We start from the raw sequence: 18,530 nt of genomic DNA on the forward strand, positions 1-18,530 counted from the left end.
ATCCCTCCTATCCTCTTAAAACCCATTCTTTTATTACTTCTCCATTTTTAACATGCCTTTTTACAATTTCCTTTGCTTTTTCACTATCAACCTTGCCATATAGCACAGGCTCTTTATTTGGCATTCTCACCTCAACTGTTGGCTCTGCATAGCAAAAACCCATACAGCCTGTTTGAACCACAACTGCATTATCTATATGTTCATTTCTTATTTCTTCAACTATTGCATTGATTGTATTTCTAGCACCTGCTGCTATACCACATGTAGCCATACCAACTAATATTTTTACTTTATCCTCATTAGTTTCTCTATTTTGAAGAGTATCTTTATATTTTTCTCTTATCTGCTTTAGTTCCTCTAAAGACTTAATCATTGAGTGCTACCTCCTTCTCTATATTCATCTAATATAGACTTGACATCTTCTACCTTAACTCTTCCATAAACCTTTCCATCTACCATAACAACTGGTGCAAGTCCACAAGCACCAACACATCTTAAACTATCAACCGTAAACATTCCATCTGGAGACATATTACCCTCTGTGATGTTAAGCTGTTTTTTTATCTCCTCTAATACCTTATCCGCACCCTTTACGAAGCACGCTGTACCCATACATACATTGATTACATGTTTTCCTCTAGGTTCCATAGTAAAATAAGAATAGAATGTTGCCACTCCATAAACCTTAGCTGCAGGAATATTAAGCTTTCTTGCTATAAATAACTGTACATCTTTAGGAAGGTATCCAAATATCTCTTGGGCTTTATAAAGAACTCCAATCAGTGCTCCTTCCTTTTGTTCTATTGAGTCAATATAACTCTCTAGCTGTTTCAATTTTTCAGCATCAACATCGTACTTTGCCATAAAATACCTCCTTACACAAAGTATAGATATACAAACCTAGTAATTATTTTTTCCTAAATTATTTATGTAAATACAAATTTTTAAAATAAAAATAAGCAAACAAAAGGTTTTTAATCCCTTTTGTTTGCTTATTTATAAATCTAAATTTCAATTATAATTTTTAATGTATTGTCTTCCTTTATGGCTTTTAATTGCCCACCATGGAGCTCTATAATTCTCTTTGCTATAGCAAGCCCTAAACCGCTACTTCCTTCACCTCTTGATGTATCTCCTTTGTAAAACTTTTGAAATATACGATCTACATCTATACAATCTAAATTTTTAGATTGATTTATTATTAAAAGTTCAGCTTTTTCTTTATTGAATAACTTTATATATACTGAAGAACCTATATCACTATATTTTAATGCATTTGAAATTAGATTATCCATAACCCTAACAAACTGTTCAATATCTATATTTACATTTATATCATAGCTTTCAATTTCATATTCTAATGACAAATTTTTATTTTGAAAAATTGGTTTATATTCCTCTGCTATTTGAATAACTAATGTAGCTAAGTTTACTTCTTGTTTTTTTAATTTAAAATCTACACTATTTAGCTTTGCAAATTCAAACAAATCATCTATTATTTTTTTAATTTTATGCGATGCATTGTAGGCCAAATTTATATACTTTTCATTTTCACCTTCTTTATTGTTATTTGTATTTTGTAATATCTCTAAATACCCCATTAATGTTGTTAAAGGTGTCTTTAAATCATGTGCTAAACCAACAATTAAATCATTTTTTATCTTTTCCTCCTGCCTTTCTTTATCAAACATTCTTTTTAGTTCTCTTGACATATTATTTATGCTTTTAGTTAGTTCTGATATTTCATCATTACCTATCACTTCTATTGTATCCCCTATGCTTCCATTAGCAATATTTTTAACCCTTTGAGATAGATACATAATATATTTAACTCTTTTATTTACTAAAACATAAAAAGTTATTATAAAACATATTATGCTTCCCAAAATGATAATCAAAGCAAATAAATTAAAAATAACAGGTGCTACATTATTTACGTTTTTAATTATATACATTGTCAAAATATTTCCTATTAAAATTATATAAATAATTGAAATCATTAAACTTATTATTATTGTAAATATTAACTTTGCTGTGATTCCACTAATTAGCTTTTTAATTCTTTTCATATTTTATACCCTACTCCCCATACTGTTTTAATATAAACTGGTCTTTTTGGATCTTCTTCTATCTTTTGCCTTAAATTTGTTATATGAACCATAACAGTATTATCTGCTTTAAAAAATTCTTCTCCCCACACAGTCTCATATATTTTAGGTATACTCATTACTATTCCTCTATTTCTTGCAAGAAGTTCTAATATACCAAACTCCTTTGATGTTAATGTTACTTCTCTATCCTTTACAAACACTTGTCTTGTATCACAATTAATTTTTAAATCTCCTATTTCTATAACCCTATCGTCATTTTTATTATTATATCTTTTATATCTTCTAAGTTGTGATTTTACTCTTGCCACAAGTTCCATAATGCTAAAGGGTTTAGTAATATAGTCCTCTGCTCCAGATGATAATCCTAATAATTTATCCTTCTCCTCATCCTTTGCTGATAGTATTATGATAGGCATATAATAGTTTTTTCTTATTTCATTACATAAACTTATGCCATCTAATCCCTTCATCATTATATCTGTAATTACTAAATCCACTGTTGTTTCTTTTAATATATTCAGTGCTTCAATACCATCATTAGCATGTATAACTTTATACCCTTCATTTTTTAAATATATTTCTATAATATCTCTAATCTCCTTTTCATCATCTACAATTAAAATTGTTTCACTCATCTCAATCATCCCTCTTTACCATTATTACAGATTAATACATATGCAGGCGGAACATTAAGAAAAGTCCTTTTTAAAGTAATTAGGTTAAAATATCTCCTAAATAATTTTAACTTTAACAATGTATATTGAAACGTAATAAAAACTCCATGTATTGAAAGAATTTCCTTGGTATTTCTTAATATATTCTCTGCTACCTCACTTGGCAAACTTGTAAAAGGTAAACCTGATACTATATAATCAACTTTATTTATCTCTAATACCTTTAGGTATTCTTTTATATTTTCTGCTGAATCATTTATTATAAATAAGTTATCAACTCCACTAAATTTATTAACAAGAATATCATAAAATTCTTCATTGTATTCTATTGCAATTAATATTGTATCTTTTTTCCTTCTTTTTATCAATTCTTCTGTAAATACTCCTGTTCCAGGTCCATATTCTACAATACACTCTGCTTTATTAAAATCTATTCCCTCCATCATCTTTTTACATAGTTTCTTAGAGCTTGGTAATATTGCACCAGTAAAGTTAGGATTTTTTATAAATTGGCTTATAAAAACTTTATATTCCATTATTATACCCCCTTCATATTATTTAAGGGTATAATAGAACATAAACCTTAAGCATATAATAAAAAAAGTCTTAAGAATTCTTAAGTTTGAAAAGTATATTCTTTGAATTATAATAAAAAAACACCAATTGGTTTTATAGAAGGGGGAACGCAACCAATTGGTGTTTCTTACATTATCTATTTACAAAATTTTGTATTTTGCTCTTTATCTCTTCAGAAGTTGCACACATAACAACTTCATCTGCAAGCTTCTTTGCTTCTTCATAGTTTAGACTTGTTATTAGCTTTCTTGCCTTTAGTATTGAAGAGGCACTCATACTAAACTCATCAAGTCCAAATCCTAATAGAACTGGAATTATTCTTTCATCTCCTGCCATTTCTCCACACATTCCAGCCCATTTTCCTTCTTTATGTGCATTGTCTATTACCATCTTTATTAATCTTAAAACTGCTGGATGGAATGGGTCATATAGGTATGATATCTTTTCATTCATTCTATCAACTGCAACTGTATATTGAATTAGGTCATTTGTTCCTATACTAAAGAAGTCTACTTCCTTTGCTAATATGTCTGATACTATTGCAGCAGATGGTATCTCTATCATTATACCTATCTCTACATCATTACTGTAGGCAATTCCTTCTACCTTAAGTTCATTTTTAACTTCTTCAACTACTGCCTTTGCCTGTCTTAATTCCTCTATTCCTGATATCATAGGGAACATTATCTTTAGGTTTCCATAAACTGATGCTCTAAATAGAGCTCTAAGTTGAGTCTTGAATATGTCCTTTCTATCAAGACATAGTCTTATTGCTCTATATCCAAGGAATGGGTTCATTTCTTCATCAATCTTTAGATATGGAAGCTTCTTGTCTCCACCAATATCTAATGTTCTTATAACAACTGGTCTTCCTTCCATTCCTTCTAGAACTGCCTTGTAGGCTTCAAATTGCTCTTCTTCTGTTGGAAGGCTGTCCTTATCCATATATAAGAACTCTGTTCTAAATAATCCTACACCCTCTGCACCATTTTTAAGTGCTCCTTCTACGTTGCTTGGTGTACCTATATTTGCAGCAAGTTCTACCTTTCTTCCATCAACTGTTATTGACTCAGCATTTACAAGCTTTGATAGTTCCTTCTTGTACTCTATTAGTTTTTGTTGTTTTTCTCTATACTTTTGTAGAGTTTCTTCATCTGGATTTACTATAACAACGCCTTCATCACCATCTAATATTAGCATATCACCAGTTTTAACTGTAGTTGTTACATTTGATAATCCAACTACTGCTGGTATTTCAAGTGATCTTGCCATTATAGCTGAGTGGGATGTTCTACCACCTATATCTGTAGCAAATCCTAATACCTTTTCCTTATCCATTTGTGCAGTATCAGATGGTGTTAGGTCATTTATAACTATTATGCATTCTCTATCTATTTCTGCAATTGATGCAGTTTCTATTCCCATTAGTATATTTATTATTCTCTTGCTTACGTCTCTTATATCTGCTGCTCTTTCTCTCATGTATTCATTATCCATTGACTCAAACATTGAAATAAACATATCAGCAGTTTGCTTTAGTGCATACTCTGCACAAATTGATTCTGCACTAATTTGTGCCTCTACTGCACCAATAAATTCAGGGTCTTCTAACATCATAAGATGTGCCTCAAAAACTTGTGCCTTATCTTCACCTATTTTTTCTCTTGCTATTTCTTTTATTTTTTCAAGTTGCTCCTTTGCAGTAGCTACAGCATTTTGTAATTTTGTAGTTTCAGCTTCAACATTTTCTATAGTTCTTCTTTCGATCTCAACTTCTTTATCTACTATTACAAGTGCCTTGCCGATAGCTACTCCTGATGACGCAGCTATTCCCTTTAACATTTAGCTTCTCCTCCTTAGAATTATTCAAGGCCGTTTAGTATAAGGTTTGTAAGAGCCTCTATTGCTTGAGCTTCATCTTCTCCATTTGCCTTTATTACTATTTCTTCACCCTTCTTTGCAGCCATTGTCATAAGGCTCATTATGCTCTTTGCATTGTATTCTTTTCCAGCCTTTTCAATTGTTATAGCTGACTTAAACTTTGCAGCCTCTTTTACTATTATTCCTGCTGGTCTTGCATGTATTCCTGTTTCATTTTGAATAACTATCTTCTTTTCCATCATCTTCATAACCTCCATCTATTATTATTTTTTTATTTTTACATTTGCAACAACACTGTTTGCATTAACTTCTCCATTATTTACACTTAGCTCTTCTACAACGTCCATATTAGTTATAAGCATTGGAGTTATTGTTGACTTAGCCTTTTCCTTTACTAGATTTAAATCAAATGCAACAAGCTTATCTCCCTTTTTAACTTTATCTCCTTCTTTTACAAACGCTTCAAATCCTTCTCCTTGCATTTGAACTGTATCAATTCCTATGTGAAGAAGAATTTCAAGTCCTTCGTTTGTCTTTAAACCTACTGCATGCTTAGTTGGGAAAACTTGAACAACTTCTGCATCGCATGGTGCATATAAAACTCCTTCAGTTGGCTCAATAGCTAGTCCATCTCCAAGCATTTTTGAAGCAAACACTTCATCTGGAACATTTGAAAGTTCTACAACAGTACCTACCATGTGTGCGTTTAATTCTATTGCATTGTTCTTTTTCTTGAAAAATCCAAACATGTTCTTACCTCCTAATTTTCTAAAAATTATTAAAAATTAAAGGCATGAGCTAATAAGACATATAAAAGTCTTATTAGGCTCATGCCTGATCGAATCAGTAACACGCCTATACGTTACTCTTTATTCTGCTTAAATGTATTGCAATGTACCCTATTTCATCATCAGGTACTTTTTTATCTAATTTCTTTTGAATTAAGTCACATACCTTTTTAGAAAGCTTATACTCTTCCTTAAGTTGTCTTTTAATTGATGATAAAAGTATATTTTTTATTGGCTTATCATGTTCAATTCTATAAAGTGCATACCTTAGGTGAGAAATTAACCTAATATAATCTAGTGACTTTTCGTCAATTTTAATATTTAGTTCCTTTTGTATAAATTCTATCACTTCTTTTACTATTTGTGTATATCTTAAAGTTTCTCCAACTGTCTGATTAACCCTTGCTGAATAAATATGAAGAGCAATAAAACTCTTTTCACTTTCTGGAAGTTCAACACCAATTCTCTTTTTTATTAAATCTAGAGCCTCTTCTGCTATTGCATATTCAGTAGGGTACATTGTTTTTATCTCCATCTCAAATGGATTTACTATGTTAATTCCCTCTTTTAATCTTGCAATAGCAAAGTTTATGTGATCTGTCAGTCCAATGTGGATGTGTGAATTTAATTCTTTTCCTAATCTATCTACTGCTAATTTAATAATTTCCTCTGATACTGCAACTATTTCTTCATTAACTGTATTAAGTAGCCTGTTGTAATTTTCTGCATGCTCACTTTTTATTTGAATAAACTTCTGTTCAATTATGTCCTTTTCTGTTATAGGGTCCCCTTTCTTTTTCCCAAACCCTATTCCTTTACCAATTAAAACAAAAATCTCATCATCTTTTTGAGTAATAACAACGTTATTGCTTAATACTTTGGTAACTACATACCCTTCCATACACATTACTCCTTATTAGGATACTAATATTTTATTAAAAAAGAAGAAAAAATTCAATACCTTTTTATTTACAAAATTGTAGGAAGGAGATCGGAGTTTAACTCCAATCCCCTTCCCATTAACCTCTTTGTTCCATCATTGACTTTACCTTCATAAGCCTTGTTAAATTTCCTCTTTCATTCTCTTCAAGCTTCATTGTTATATATTTTATAGTTTCTTGAAGTTGAGGTATCATTACATATTCAAGAGCATTAACTCTTCTTCTTGTTTTTTCAATTTCATCAGCCATAAGCTGACATGCCTTTTCAACTTCTGCAAGCTCAAGAAGTTGTGGAAGGATATTGTAAAGCTTATTTATTGCTCCATCAAGTTCTGCTGATGTTAATGCATAACCATAAGGGTATATACTTGCCCCCTCTGATCCTTCCCTTATAAACTTCATAATTGGAACATTTACACTCATTATATTCTTCTTTGAAATTTCAAGGCTTATAGTCTCACTAGGCATGATTATTGCTTCTTCTAGCATTTCAGAACCCATAACTGCCTTTGCCATCATAAATTCTTTAAGCGATTCTGTCAGTTCCTCTTCTACCTTTATTCTAAGCTCATTGTTCTTTTTAATTAAATCAATAAATTTTTTCATTAATTCATCTTGTTTATCCTTTAAAAGCTTATGACCTCTCTTTGCTACAACTAAACGCTTTTTTAATTTCGTAAGCTCCATTCTGGTTGGGTTTACATTAAGTCTCATACCTATTCATCCCCTTTTTTGGGCAAGTACTTTTCGATGTACTCATCCCTAATTCTCTTAAGTTCTGACTTAGGTAGAATTGATAGAAGCTCCCAACCAATATTTAAGGTTTCTTCTATACTTCTGTTTTCATATTCTCCTTGTGATACATATCTCTTTTCAAATTCATCTGCAAATTTTGCATAAAGCTTATCTATGTCTGAAAGTGCAGATTCACCAAGAATTACTGCAAGCTCTTTAGCTTGTTTTCCTTGAGCATATGCAGCAAAGAGCTGGTTCATTGTATCTGCATGGTCTTCTCTTGTTTTGCCTTTACCAATACCCTTATCCTTCAATCTTGATAGGGATGGTAAAACATCTATTGGAGGCATAACACCCTTTCTATATAGCTCTCTACTTAATATAATTTGTCCTTCAGTTATATATCCAGTAAGGTCTGGAATTGGGTGAGTCTTATCATCTTCTGGCATTGTTAATATAGGAATTTGTGTTATTGAACCTTCTTTTCCTCTTATTTTACCTGCTCTTTCATATAAAGTTGAAAGGTCGGTATAAAGATATCCTGGATATCCACGTCTTCCTGGAACTTCCTTTCTTGCTGCTGAAACTTCTCTTAATGCTTCACAATAGTTTGTCATGTCAGTCATTATAACAAGTACGTGCATTCCCTTTTCATAAGCTAGATATTCTGCACAAGTTAGAGCCATTCTTGGAGTTGCAATTCTCTCGATTGCAGGGTCATTTGCTAGGTTTATAAACAGAACTGCTCTATCAATTGCACCTGTCTTCTTAAAATCTGTTATAAAGAAATCTGCTTCTTCAAATGTAATACCCATAGCAGCAAACACAACTGCAAATTTGCTCTCTGCACTTAAAACCTTTGCCTGTCTTGCAATTTGTGCTGCTAAATTTGCATGTGGAAGACCTGAACCTGAGAATATTGGAAGCTTTTGTCCTCTAACTAGAGTATTAAGTCCATCTATTGCTGAAATTCCTGTTTGAATAAACTCTGATGGATAGTCTCTTGCAACAGGGTTTAGAGGGTTACCATTTACATCAAGTCTTTTCTCTGGAATTATCTTTGGTCCTCCATCCTTTGGTCTTCCTAGACCATCAAAGACTCTTCCAAGCATATCTATTGATACACCAAGTTCAAGTGTCTTTCCTAAAAATCTAACTTTACTATCCTTTAAGTTAATTCCTGCTGAACTTTCAAATAATTGTACAAGAGCCTTATCACCGTTTATTTCAAGAACCTTACCACGTCTTATTTCACCAGTTTGTGTTTCTATTTCAACAAGTTCGTCATATACTGCCCCTTCTACTTGGTCTACTAGCATAAGAGGACCTGCAACTTCTCTTATAGTTCTATATTCCTTAAGCATTTACTTCTCCTCCCTTCATGAGTGTTTCCATCTGCATATGAAGTTCTGAGGATATTTCATCTATTTTTGTCATTTCTGCTTCTGGTATATATTTTGCTCTTGCTATCTTTTCACGAACAGGAAGAGAAGTTATTTTACTTAAGTAAACTCCCTGCTTTAATGCTTCTTGTCCAAGATGATAGAAATCTAGTATTAATTTTAACATCTTTTGTTGTTTTGTTAATGAAGCATATGTGTCAACTTCATGGAAAGCATTTTGATGTAGATAATCTTCTCTTAATGATCTAGCTGCCTCTAGTGTTAATCTATCCTTTTCAGATAGGGCATCAATACCAACTAATCTTACAATTTCTTGTAATTCTGCTTCTTCTTGAAGTATCTTCATAGCTTCTTTAGTCATTTGGCCCCAGCCTTTATATCCCTGTTCTTCAAGGTAATTTGATATTTTATCAAGGTAAAGCGAATAGCTTAATAACCAGTTTATAGCTGGGAAGTGTCTTCTATATGCAAGGTTTGAATCAAGACCCCAGAAAACTTTAACTATCTTTAATGTCGCTTGAGTTACTGGTTCTGAAAGGTCTCCACCAGGAGGTGATACTGCACCTACAACTGTAAGTGCACCTATTCTCTCATCACTTCCTAAACAGTAAACTTTACCTGCTCTTTCATAAAACTCTGCAGCACGTGAAGTAAGATATGCTGGATATCCTTCTTCACCTGGCATTTCTTCAAGACGTCCTGACATTTCTCTTAATGCCTCTGCCCAACGTGAAGTTGAGTCTGCCATTATAGCAACTGAGTAACCCATATCTCTAAAATATTCAGCAATTGTTATACCAGTATAAATTGAAGCTTCTCTCGCTGCAACTGGCATATTTGATGTATTAGCAATAAGCACAGTTCTCTTCATTAATGGTTCCCCAGTCTTTGGGTCTTTAAGTTCTGGGAACTCCATTAGAACGTCTGTCATCTCATTTCCACGTTCTCCACAACCTATATAAACAACAACTTCTGCATCTGCCCATTTAGCAAGCTGATGTTGAACAACTGTCTTACCACTTCCAAATGGCCCTGGAATACAAGCAGTACCACCCTTAGCAACTGGGAAGAAGGTATCTATAATTCTTTGTCCTGTAAGCATTGGCTCAGCTGGTGGGATTTTACCCTTATATGGTCTTCCCTTTCTAACTGGCCATTTTTGCATCATCATAATATCCTTTATTTCACCCTTTGGTGTTTTTACCTTTGCAATAGTATCTACTACTGTAAAATCTCCTTCGTAAATTTCTGTTATCTCACCTTCAACACCATAAGGAACCATAATTCTGTGTTCAATAATTGTTGTTTCTTGAACTACTCCTATAATATCTCCAGCAACAACATAATCTCCAACCTTTTTTGTTGGTTTAAAATTCCATTTCTTTTCTCTATCAAGTGATGGTACTTCAACTCCTCTTGTAATAAAATCTCCTGCAACCTTCATTACAGCATCAAGAGGTCTTTGAATACCATCAAACATAGATTCAATAAGTCCTGGACCTAGTTCAACTGAAAGTGGTTCTCCAGTTGTTTCAACTGGCTCACCTATACCAAGTCCTGAAGTTTCTTCATAAACCTGTATTGAGGCCTTATCTCCTCTCATTTCAATTATTTCACCAACTAGTCTTTTATGACCAACCTTAACCACGTCAAACATCTTTGCATTTTCCATTCCCTCTGCAACTACAAGAGGTCCTGAAACTTTAATAATTCTACCGTACTTCAAGCTATCAACCTTCCTTCTTTGATAATATATCTACACCGACAGCTTTTTCAACATTATCTCTTATCTTTTCAAGTCCTATACCTAGGCTTCCTTGTGTGCCTGGTATTAATATAACTGCGGGAATCATTTGATTTTGATATCTAAGTAGAGTTTCCTCCATGTCCTTTGCAAATGTTTCTGTTAAAAATATTAATCCATAGCCTTCCCTTGCCATACCATCTACAGCCTGTACAGCCTCATTTACTGTTTCAACTGCCTTAACAGTCATACCAAGGGATAGAAAGGCTATAACTGCGTCCTTTTCTCCTACTACACCAATTTTATACATATATATCACGCAGCCTTTCCCTTATGGTATCGGCACTAACTCTATTCTTTTTACCGGTTAATATTATTCTTAGTATTTTAATCTCGTTTTCTTTGGCATATATGTATGCCACTACTGGTTCTGGTCCAAAGCTTATAAACTTTGAATTTTTTAACACACTTAATAAATAATCATCAGCCATCTTTTCTATTCTTCCTAAATCCTTTGTTTTTAGGTATTCCTCAACCCCCTCTTTAATCCATTTAAAGTGTTCTGTATGGAATACCTTATTTGAGAAGCTCTCAATGTCTTCAATGTAATTGCTTATAAATAGGTCTAGGTCTATCTTTCCACCTTTGATTAAAACCTTTTTTAGAAATTCTCTATCCCTTTTTTGCTCCTTTGCTCTTATAAATGTTTTTATATTCTGAATATCTATAAGAAGCTGAATATAACTTTGTAAAAATTCTAGCCTTGCTGATTTAGCAATGTTCATCTGTCTAACAAACATCGCTTCATCAATTATTGTATCTATATCCTGAGGGTTTTTGTTTGAATTATATTCTTCAAAAACTTTAAAAACTGCTTCTCTAAACTCAGGATATAAATCCCTTAAATTTTCATCTTTAAATATATCCTTCAATTTAGATACATCTACTGTTCCTGCATTTATTAAAAGTTTATCAATATCTTTATTTAGAAACCTACTTTTTACTAATGTTTTTATATTATGAGCATCATATTTAGTTCTAAAAATATCAACTACTTCACTAACAGGACAAAGCTTAAACATTTCTAGATAAAAATCCTCTAGAGATCTTTTCAAACCTTCTTCATATGATGGCATTGAAATATAGTCTGAGTAAATGCTGTCTTGAAGTATTCTTTTTGCCTCATCAAAATCCTTAGCCTCAATTAAACTCTCTAGCTTTGCCCTATCTAGCATTTTTGTTTCTAAAACCTTAATTCTTGCAATACATTGTGCAAATATAGTACTATCCATTATTCACCCTCCTTTTTTAGAACTGGAGGCCTTTTAAAATAACACTGAAGCAACTTCTGCCTCAAGCTCATCCCTTAATCCTCTAATTAGAGCTTCAAAGGTACAATTTATTTCTAATCCACTCTTTCTTAAAATAAAACCCGATGGAATATCTGCATATTCTGGATTAATTCTAAGAAGCCCTCTTTTTCCTCCTGCAACTAATGTTTTATTAATTTCATCGAGGTTTATACTTACCCTATCCTTATCCCTGATTGATAAAACTATTTCTTCTTCTCCTGTTTGAACATTGTTTATAATCATTTTGTTTATTAAAATTGAATACTCATTCTTTGACATATTGTTAATCTTGTTTATAACTTCATTTAATATTAAATCTATTGCTTCTTGCTTTGCTTGAAGAATTATGTTTCTAGATTCAAGTTCTGCTCTTGCAATCATTCTTTCCTTTCTATCTTTACCATCCTTTTCAGCCTTCTGCTTTACTTCTTCAACTATTTGATTAGCTTTAATATTTGCTTGTTCTAGTATTTCATCTGCCTTTTTTCTTGCTTCTTGTTCTATATCTGAGGCCTTCTTCATGTCCTCGCTTAAAAGCCTCTCCTTTAGGCTATCTATACTATTCATTTTGGCCACTCCCTTATATGTTTATATTAACAATCATAAGAATTGAAGTTATAAGTGCAACAACGGCATATGTTTCAACCATAACTGCATAGATAACACCATTGAACATCTTTTCTGGTCTCTTTGCAAGTATTTGAATACCAGCTGCTGCAGTCTTTCCTTGTGATATTGCTGAGCTATATCCAACAAATGCCATTGGAAGTGAAGCCATAAGTAGCATAAATCCTTGACCTAATGTAAGGTTTGCTGGATTACCTGATAGAATACCTATCTTGTTTAATATAATTAGTGCTGTAATAAATCCATAGAAACCTTGTGTACCTGGAATAACTTGTAGAATAAGTGATTGACCAAACTTTTCTGGATCTTCAGTAATTAATCCTGCTGCTGATTGTCCAACTATTCCTACTCCCTTTGCTGAACCAATACCTGCAAATAAAGCTGCAAGAGCTGCACCTAGAAGTGCTAAAATAATACCTCCATTTTGTTTTAAAAATTCAACAAAAGTTGTGAATTCCATAGTTTACTCCTCCTTTTAAATTTCTTCTTTGATTTTTATAAATTTTGTTGATATTTTTAAAGGCTTAAATGCCTTTCCGCCACCTTGATAGAATTTTCCAAAGAATTCTAGATATTGTAATCTACAAGTATGAACAAAAGTACCTAATGCACCTATTAAAAAGTTAAATGTATGTCCTGCTATAAATATAATTGGTCCAAAAATGAAGGCTACTGCACCTTTTCCTAATAGACCTATAAGCAGGTTAAATGACCATCCAATCAATCCAGATGCTAAACCTAGTGCTAGAAGTCTTGAATATGATAGTGCGTCTCCTAAGTATCCTGTAACTCCATATAGTCCATAAAGACCACCAAAGAATTTTCCAACAAGTGTTTTGTTGCTTCTTCCTTGAGTTAGTAATAATCCTAAAGCACTTACTATTGAAATAATCTGAGCTGTCTTTCCACCACCTAATAACATCCATATCAATCCTGAAACTAAACCATACCAGAAAAATACGTCAAATATTGCATCAAGTATTTTTCCTTCTTTAATAAGTTGGTATGCCTTTACACCTAAACCTACATAAAGATGGATTATACCAAATGCTATTGAGTACTTTAGAACTGTCATAGGATCAGCTACTGGGTCAACCCATAGAGGTTTCATTTTAATAATGCCTCCAAAGAAGCTACCATAAAGTACACCAAAAATAACAGTTGGAACACTTACTAATGCTAAAAGTTTAACCATCTTTTTCAGAGAATCACTTAAATCAGCCTTATATAGTAAGAATAAACTTACAGCACCAAGTAAAAGTCCATATCCAACATCAGCCATCATCATTCCAAAGAATATTAGGAAAAATGGTGCTAAAACTGGTGTTGGATCTACTTCATTTGGTAGAGGAAGTGCATACATTTCAGTTATTGCTTCAAATGGTTCTACAAGTGGATTGTTTTTAAGTAGAACTGGAGGCATATCTTCTTCTGATGCTTCTCCAAATTCTATATAAACTTTAAGCTTAAATTTATCAATTGCCTTTTTAAGATTATCAATCTTATCCTCAGGAACCCAGCCTTGAAGTACAACAGCTCTTTTAGTATTTAATATCTTTGAGTTTTGTCTTTCAATTTCTAATTGTGAGTTAAAGTAGTCATATACCTTTTCAATTTCAGGTAAAATATTTGCTAATTCAACTGCTTCTTTTTTAACCTCTTCCTCTTTTTTGAATATTTCGTCAATTTCAGTTTTAAGATTTTTAATTATGTTTTGTGGTGTATCATCCAATTCAATTGTAGCCTTAGTAAAGCCATATTTTTTAAGCACTTCATAAACTTGATTATAGTCATCCTTATGACACAATATAAATACATTAATATCTTGTTGTTTTTCTGATACTCTTTCCATATAGAGCTCTTTGATATTTTTTAGTTCATCCAATAAAGCACCTTCATATTTTTTAGATATTGTTCCTATAAAATAACCAACTCTTTTTAATTTTTCTAAATCCTTTACTGAAATATCTAAATTACTCCATAAACTATAGTGCTGAACTAAAGACTCTAATTTTGAATGTCTAGCTTTAATATTATTAATTTCTTCTTCTATTCTTTTTGCTCTTTCACAAACCTCTAACCACTTAAAATTTTTTACGAAATTTTCTAAACTTTCAACCTCCACCTCTTCCCTTTTATCTAGGAATCCCTTTTTATTCTGATTATAATTCTTTAAGAATTCATAGGCTTGCTTAATTTTATTAAAATTAAATTCAGTTTCACTTATGCTTTTACCCTCAAAGCTTACTCCTTCTATCTCCTCATTTAAAACTTCCTTTAAATCAATAACCTCTACTGCAGAAGCTCTTTGAAGGGCCTTTAAAATTTTAAATTTATCTTCTTTTGCACCAGTTATGGTGACTTTTTTCATCTTAACTATTGCCATGGCTATTCACTATCCTCTCAATAACCATATTTACAGCTTTCTCCATTTTATCTTTAGGAATGTTTTTGATTTCGTCTCTCCTTCTTTTTGCTTCTTCAATCATTGGCTCAACTTGTTTTTTAGCTTCATCTTCAAATTTTTTAATAGTTTCCTTGTAGTAGGCATCAGCATTGTTCTGTGCATCGATAATTATTTCTTCACTCTTTTTCTTTGCATCCTGAATTAAAATATTTGCCTTATGCTGTGCCTCTTTAACAATATCTTCCCCTTGCCTTTCAATTTCAGCAATCTTTTTTACAATATCAAGAGCCAAAGTATCACCACCTTTTTTATAAATTATTTAAAAAATTTTAACTTAATTATACTAAATTTTTTTGATAAATAAAAGTCATTTTTAGTCGAATTGCATTTCGTTTTTTATTATTTGCAAACTATTTTTCTTTTACTCTAAATCTTTCACATGAATTGTATAACTAATTTGATTTTTGAGGTCAAATAGTATTAAAACTTCATTATAAATGATATCAAATTTATTATTGTTTTTACAAACTTCTAAACTCATAGGAAGTATAAATAGCCCCTTCATACTCTCTAAATTTAATTTTTTCATTATATTTTCTTTGTATTTTTTAAATTTTCTATCAATTTTAGTATCTATGTCTTTTCTCAAGAATTCTGGCAAATTGGACTTTTTAGTTGTAAATAAATAATCATATATTAACAAATCTTTAATAATTGAAACTTCATATTTCTGAATTAAGAAATTAAACAAAAGGAAAAATTTTTCCTGAAGCCCTACATTCCTTTCAAAAAACTCATAACCTTGTAAGTATGTAGTCAAATCCTCAAAAAACTTAAAATAATCACTTGTATTATTCAATACATAACTAATAGTTCTCTCAAAAATTCTACTATTATAAAAACTATCAAATACCTTTTCAAAATTTAAAAGCCAATAAATTTCTTCACTCTTTAACCAGTCTGTTTTTAAAACATGGTATGGAGGATAGCTTAAATATTTTATTCCATATTTATCTTTATCATAAAATATTGGCGAACCCTTAAGTACCTTTAAAAATCCAATCTGAAGTTCATCAGGCATTATACTCATAACATCATTGAAGGATTTTTTAAATGAAATTATATCTTCTCCTGGAAGCCCAACTATCAAATCAAGATGGCAGTGAATATTTCCTACTTTCAATATCCTTTCTATGTTTTCCTTAACCTTTTTAAAGTTCATAGTTCTATTTATGTTTTTTAAAACACATTCATTTGTACTTTGTACTCCTATTTCAAACTGGAATAATCCCTTTGGTGCGTTTGAAAGTATATTTAAATCTTCTTCATCTAAAAGATCTGCTGCTATTTCAAAGTGGAAACATGTGGAAGGTGATAAATCTATTAAGTACTTCCATATTTCCCTTGAATAAGATTTATTTGCATTAAATGTCCTATCTACAAACTTGATTAATTTAACATTATTTTCAATTAAGTACTTTAATTCTTTTTTTACAAGTTCTAAACTTCTAACTCTAACCTTTTTATCTATTGATGACATACAATAACTACATCTAAAAGGACATCCTCTTGATGCCTCGTAATAGATTATTTTATCTGGAATTTCACTCTCATAAGGAAATTTTAATGTATCCATATCCATAATAGTATCAGAATAACCTGTATCAATAATTTCATTGTTATATCTAAAGGAAAGCCCTTTAATTTTAGTAAGACTACTCAAACTATCTTCGTTTATACATTCAATCAATGGTCGTATAACCCTTTCTCCCTCACCTTTTATTATGTAATCTACAAAATTGTATGTACTTAAAATACTTGTTGCATCAAATGAAACCTCAGGTCCACCTAAAATGATCTTAATATCACTGTTAATATTTTTTATAATATTTGCCACCTTTAAAGTGTTTTCTATGTTCCATATATAACAAGAAAAGCCTACTACATTAGGCCCTTTATCTAATATTTCAAAGGCTACTTTTAAAATATCATCATTTATTGTTGATTCATATAATTCAACATCATAATCTTCTATTTCCCTTTTTAAATATCTTATAGCTAGGTTTGAATGAACGTATTTTGCGTTTAATGCTGCTAATACTATCTTCATTTTTATCTAACTTTTCCTCCCTTATAAATTCTGCTTCGATATAAAAAACATTATTATTTATTACGCTATTATTTATTTTAAAACCATTATTCTCTAAAATTCTTAGAATGTCAAGAAAAGTCAATCTAAATGGTTTAAATATGATTTTTAAAGGCATCTTTTTAATACCAAATTCTCCTTCAACATTGACTTCATAATTAATAAAAAATTGATTACTTAAAACTATATCCCATATGTAAATTTTACTTCCCTTATCTAAACTTTTTATTAAAGCTTTAATTATTTTAATAAATTTAAATCTATTAACTCCCCTTGATAAAGTAAAAAAGAATATACATGAATCATACTTTGTATTTATTTTTTTTATTTCATTAAGGTTAGTTATATTTTTTTCTACATCATTGAATTTGAAGCTTATCAATTCATTTATAATACTATTACCTTCATAGCAAACATCAATAATATTTTCTCCAAACTCAATATTTCTTATATCTACATATATCTTTTGCATTTCAACCACCCCAACCATATAATAATTATAAATTCAATTAAAAAAAAGTAATTCCTGCTTTATCGCAGAAATTACTTTTTTCTTTTATTTTTATTTTTATTTTTATTTTTCTTCTTTTCAACAGAAAAACCAAACTTGCCTAAACTTTTACCCACAACACAGTATTGTCCATGATTGTAGCATATAAGTTCTGCTTTATCTAAGTGCAGCTTACCTCCTTCATCAAGAAGAGCTTCATCAACATTTACAGCAACAACTTCTGCTAAAAACATATCATGGCTTCCAAGACTTATTATATCCTTCACTTTACATTCTAAAGATAAAGGTGCCTCTTTAATGAGAGGAACATTAACTATTGATGCCTTTTCTTTTGTTAAATTTAAAACTTCAAACTTATCAATATCTCTACCAGACTTTACACCGCAATAATCTGTTGCAAAGGCTAAATTCTTATTAGGTATGTTGATTACAAACTCCCCTGACTTTTTTATTAAATCATATGAATATCTTTCAGGTCTTATAGAGATTGAAACCATAGGAGGATTAGTACATACTGTACCTGCCCACGCAATGGTAATTATATTATCTCTCCCTTCAAAACTGCACGTAACTAAAGCTGCTGGTACTGGATAAAGCATTGTACCAGGCTTCCAAGTTAACTTTGGCAATA

At 31.2% G+C, this 18,530-nt stretch carries 21 protein-coding genes; all 21 read right to left on the minus strand.

Features of this window, described 5'->3' with window-relative positions:
• Positions 1-7 precede the first annotated feature (7 nt).
• Positions 8-373 (minus strand): (2Fe-2S) ferredoxin domain-containing protein, encoded by a 366-nt coding sequence (locus TCEL_RS07395; RefSeq protein WP_018662726.1) that lies wholly within the window; start codon positions 371-373, stop codon positions 8-10.
• Entirely contained in the window at positions 370-864 is a 495-nt protein-coding gene (nuoE, locus tag TCEL_RS07400) for an NADH-quinone oxidoreductase subunit NuoE (protein ID WP_018662728.1), read from the minus strand. The genes TCEL_RS07395 and nuoE overlap by 4 nt, the downstream gene beginning before the upstream one ends.
• A gap of 140 nt (positions 865-1,004) precedes the next feature.
• Complete coding sequence (locus TCEL_RS07405; protein ID WP_018662730.1) at positions 1,005-2,069, minus strand: sensor histidine kinase; 1,065 nt, start codon at positions 2,067-2,069, stop codon at positions 1,005-1,007.
• The gene (locus TCEL_RS07410) at positions 2,066-2,746 is read right to left on the minus strand and encodes a response regulator transcription factor (protein WP_018662732.1); all 681 of its coding nucleotides are present in this window, start codon (positions 2,744-2,746) and stop codon (positions 2,066-2,068) included. Before TCEL_RS07410 ends, TCEL_RS07405 begins: the two co-directional genes overlap by 4 nt.
• 5 nt (positions 2,747-2,751) lie before the next feature.
• Complete coding sequence (locus TCEL_RS07415) at positions 2,752-3,321, minus strand: class I SAM-dependent methyltransferase (protein ID WP_018662734.1); 570 nt, start codon at positions 3,319-3,321, stop codon at positions 2,752-2,754.
• A 172-nt stretch (positions 3,322-3,493) separates the two neighbouring features.
• The gene (gene ptsP / locus TCEL_RS07420) at positions 3,494-5,203 is read right to left on the minus strand and encodes a phosphoenolpyruvate--protein phosphotransferase (protein ID WP_018662735.1); all 1,710 of its coding nucleotides are present in this window, start codon (positions 5,201-5,203) and stop codon (positions 3,494-3,496) included.
• 20 nt (positions 5,204-5,223) lie between these two features.
• Complete coding sequence (locus TCEL_RS07425) at positions 5,224-5,499, minus strand: HPr family phosphocarrier protein (protein WP_242823440.1); 276 nt, start codon at positions 5,497-5,499, stop codon at positions 5,224-5,226.
• Positions 5,500-5,505: 6 nt separating this feature from the next.
• Positions 5,506-5,991, minus strand: coding sequence for a PTS sugar transporter subunit IIA (locus tag TCEL_RS07430; protein WP_018662737.1), 486 nt, complete (start codon positions 5,989-5,991; stop codon positions 5,506-5,508).
• A gap of 106 nt (positions 5,992-6,097) precedes the next feature.
• Positions 6,098-6,931, minus strand: a complete 834-nt coding sequence (locus TCEL_RS07435) for a BglG family transcription antiterminator (RefSeq protein WP_018662738.1) — start codon at positions 6,929-6,931, stop codon at positions 6,098-6,100.
• 118 nt (positions 6,932-7,049) lie between these two features.
• Entirely contained in the window at positions 7,050-7,685 is a 636-nt protein-coding gene (locus tag TCEL_RS07440; protein ID WP_018662739.1) for a V-type ATP synthase subunit D, read from the minus strand.
• 2 nt (positions 7,686-7,687) lie between these two features.
• The gene (locus TCEL_RS07445) at positions 7,688-9,070 is read right to left on the minus strand and encodes a V-type ATP synthase subunit B (protein ID WP_018662755.1); all 1,383 of its coding nucleotides are present in this window, start codon (positions 9,068-9,070) and stop codon (positions 7,688-7,690) included.
• On the minus strand, positions 9,063-10,835 hold the full coding sequence (locus TCEL_RS07450; RefSeq protein ID WP_018662757.1) for a V-type ATP synthase subunit A: 1,773 nt from the start codon (positions 10,833-10,835) through the stop codon (positions 9,063-9,065). The genes TCEL_RS07445 and TCEL_RS07450 overlap by 8 nt, the downstream gene beginning before the upstream one ends.
• A 4-nt stretch (positions 10,836-10,839) precedes the next feature.
• Positions 10,840-11,163 (minus strand): V-type ATP synthase subunit F, encoded by a 324-nt coding sequence (locus tag TCEL_RS07455; protein ID WP_018662759.1) that lies wholly within the window; start codon positions 11,161-11,163, stop codon positions 10,840-10,842.
• Positions 11,156-12,145, minus strand: a complete 990-nt coding sequence (locus tag TCEL_RS07460; protein ID WP_018662761.1) for a V-type ATP synthase subunit C — start codon at positions 12,143-12,145, stop codon at positions 11,156-11,158. The genes TCEL_RS07455 and TCEL_RS07460 overlap by 8 nt, the downstream gene beginning before the upstream one ends.
• A gap of 33 nt (positions 12,146-12,178) precedes the next feature.
• Entirely contained in the window at positions 12,179-12,772 is a 594-nt protein-coding gene (locus TCEL_RS07465) for a V-type ATP synthase subunit E (protein ID WP_018662763.1), read from the minus strand.
• A 13-nt stretch (positions 12,773-12,785) separates the two neighbouring features.
• Complete coding sequence (locus TCEL_RS07470) at positions 12,786-13,292, minus strand: V-type ATP synthase subunit K (RefSeq protein ID WP_018662765.1); 507 nt, start codon at positions 13,290-13,292, stop codon at positions 12,786-12,788.
• A gap of 15 nt (positions 13,293-13,307) precedes the next feature.
• Complete coding sequence (locus TCEL_RS07475; RefSeq protein ID WP_018662769.1) at positions 13,308-15,218, minus strand: V-type ATP synthase subunit I; 1,911 nt, start codon at positions 15,216-15,218, stop codon at positions 13,308-13,310.
• Entirely contained in the window at positions 15,205-15,531 is a 327-nt protein-coding gene (locus TCEL_RS07480) for a V-type ATP synthase subunit G (RefSeq protein ID WP_018662770.1), read from the minus strand. The genes TCEL_RS07475 and TCEL_RS07480 overlap by 14 nt, the downstream gene beginning before the upstream one ends.
• A 129-nt stretch (positions 15,532-15,660) precedes the next feature.
• The gene (locus TCEL_RS07485) at positions 15,661-17,349 is read right to left on the minus strand and encodes a B12-binding domain-containing radical SAM protein (RefSeq protein WP_040683773.1); all 1,689 of its coding nucleotides are present in this window, start codon (positions 17,347-17,349) and stop codon (positions 15,661-15,663) included.
• Positions 17,261-17,860: a hypothetical protein gene (locus tag TCEL_RS07490; RefSeq protein ID WP_018662772.1), complete on the minus strand. Its 600-nt coding sequence runs from the start codon at positions 17,858-17,860 to the stop codon at positions 17,261-17,263. The genes TCEL_RS07485 and TCEL_RS07490 overlap by 89 nt, the downstream gene beginning before the upstream one ends.
• A gap of 71 nt (positions 17,861-17,931) precedes the next feature.
• A complete protein-coding gene (locus TCEL_RS07495) occupies positions 17,932-18,528 on the minus strand; it encodes a flavin reductase family protein (protein WP_018662773.1) in 597 nt (198 codons plus the stop codon).
• Between the last annotated feature and the right edge of the window lie 2 nt (positions 18,529-18,530).

This window comes from Thermobrachium celere DSM 8682, assembly GCF_000430995.1.
GTDB lineage: Bacteria > Bacillota > Clostridia > Clostridiales > Caloramatoraceae > Thermobrachium > Thermobrachium celere.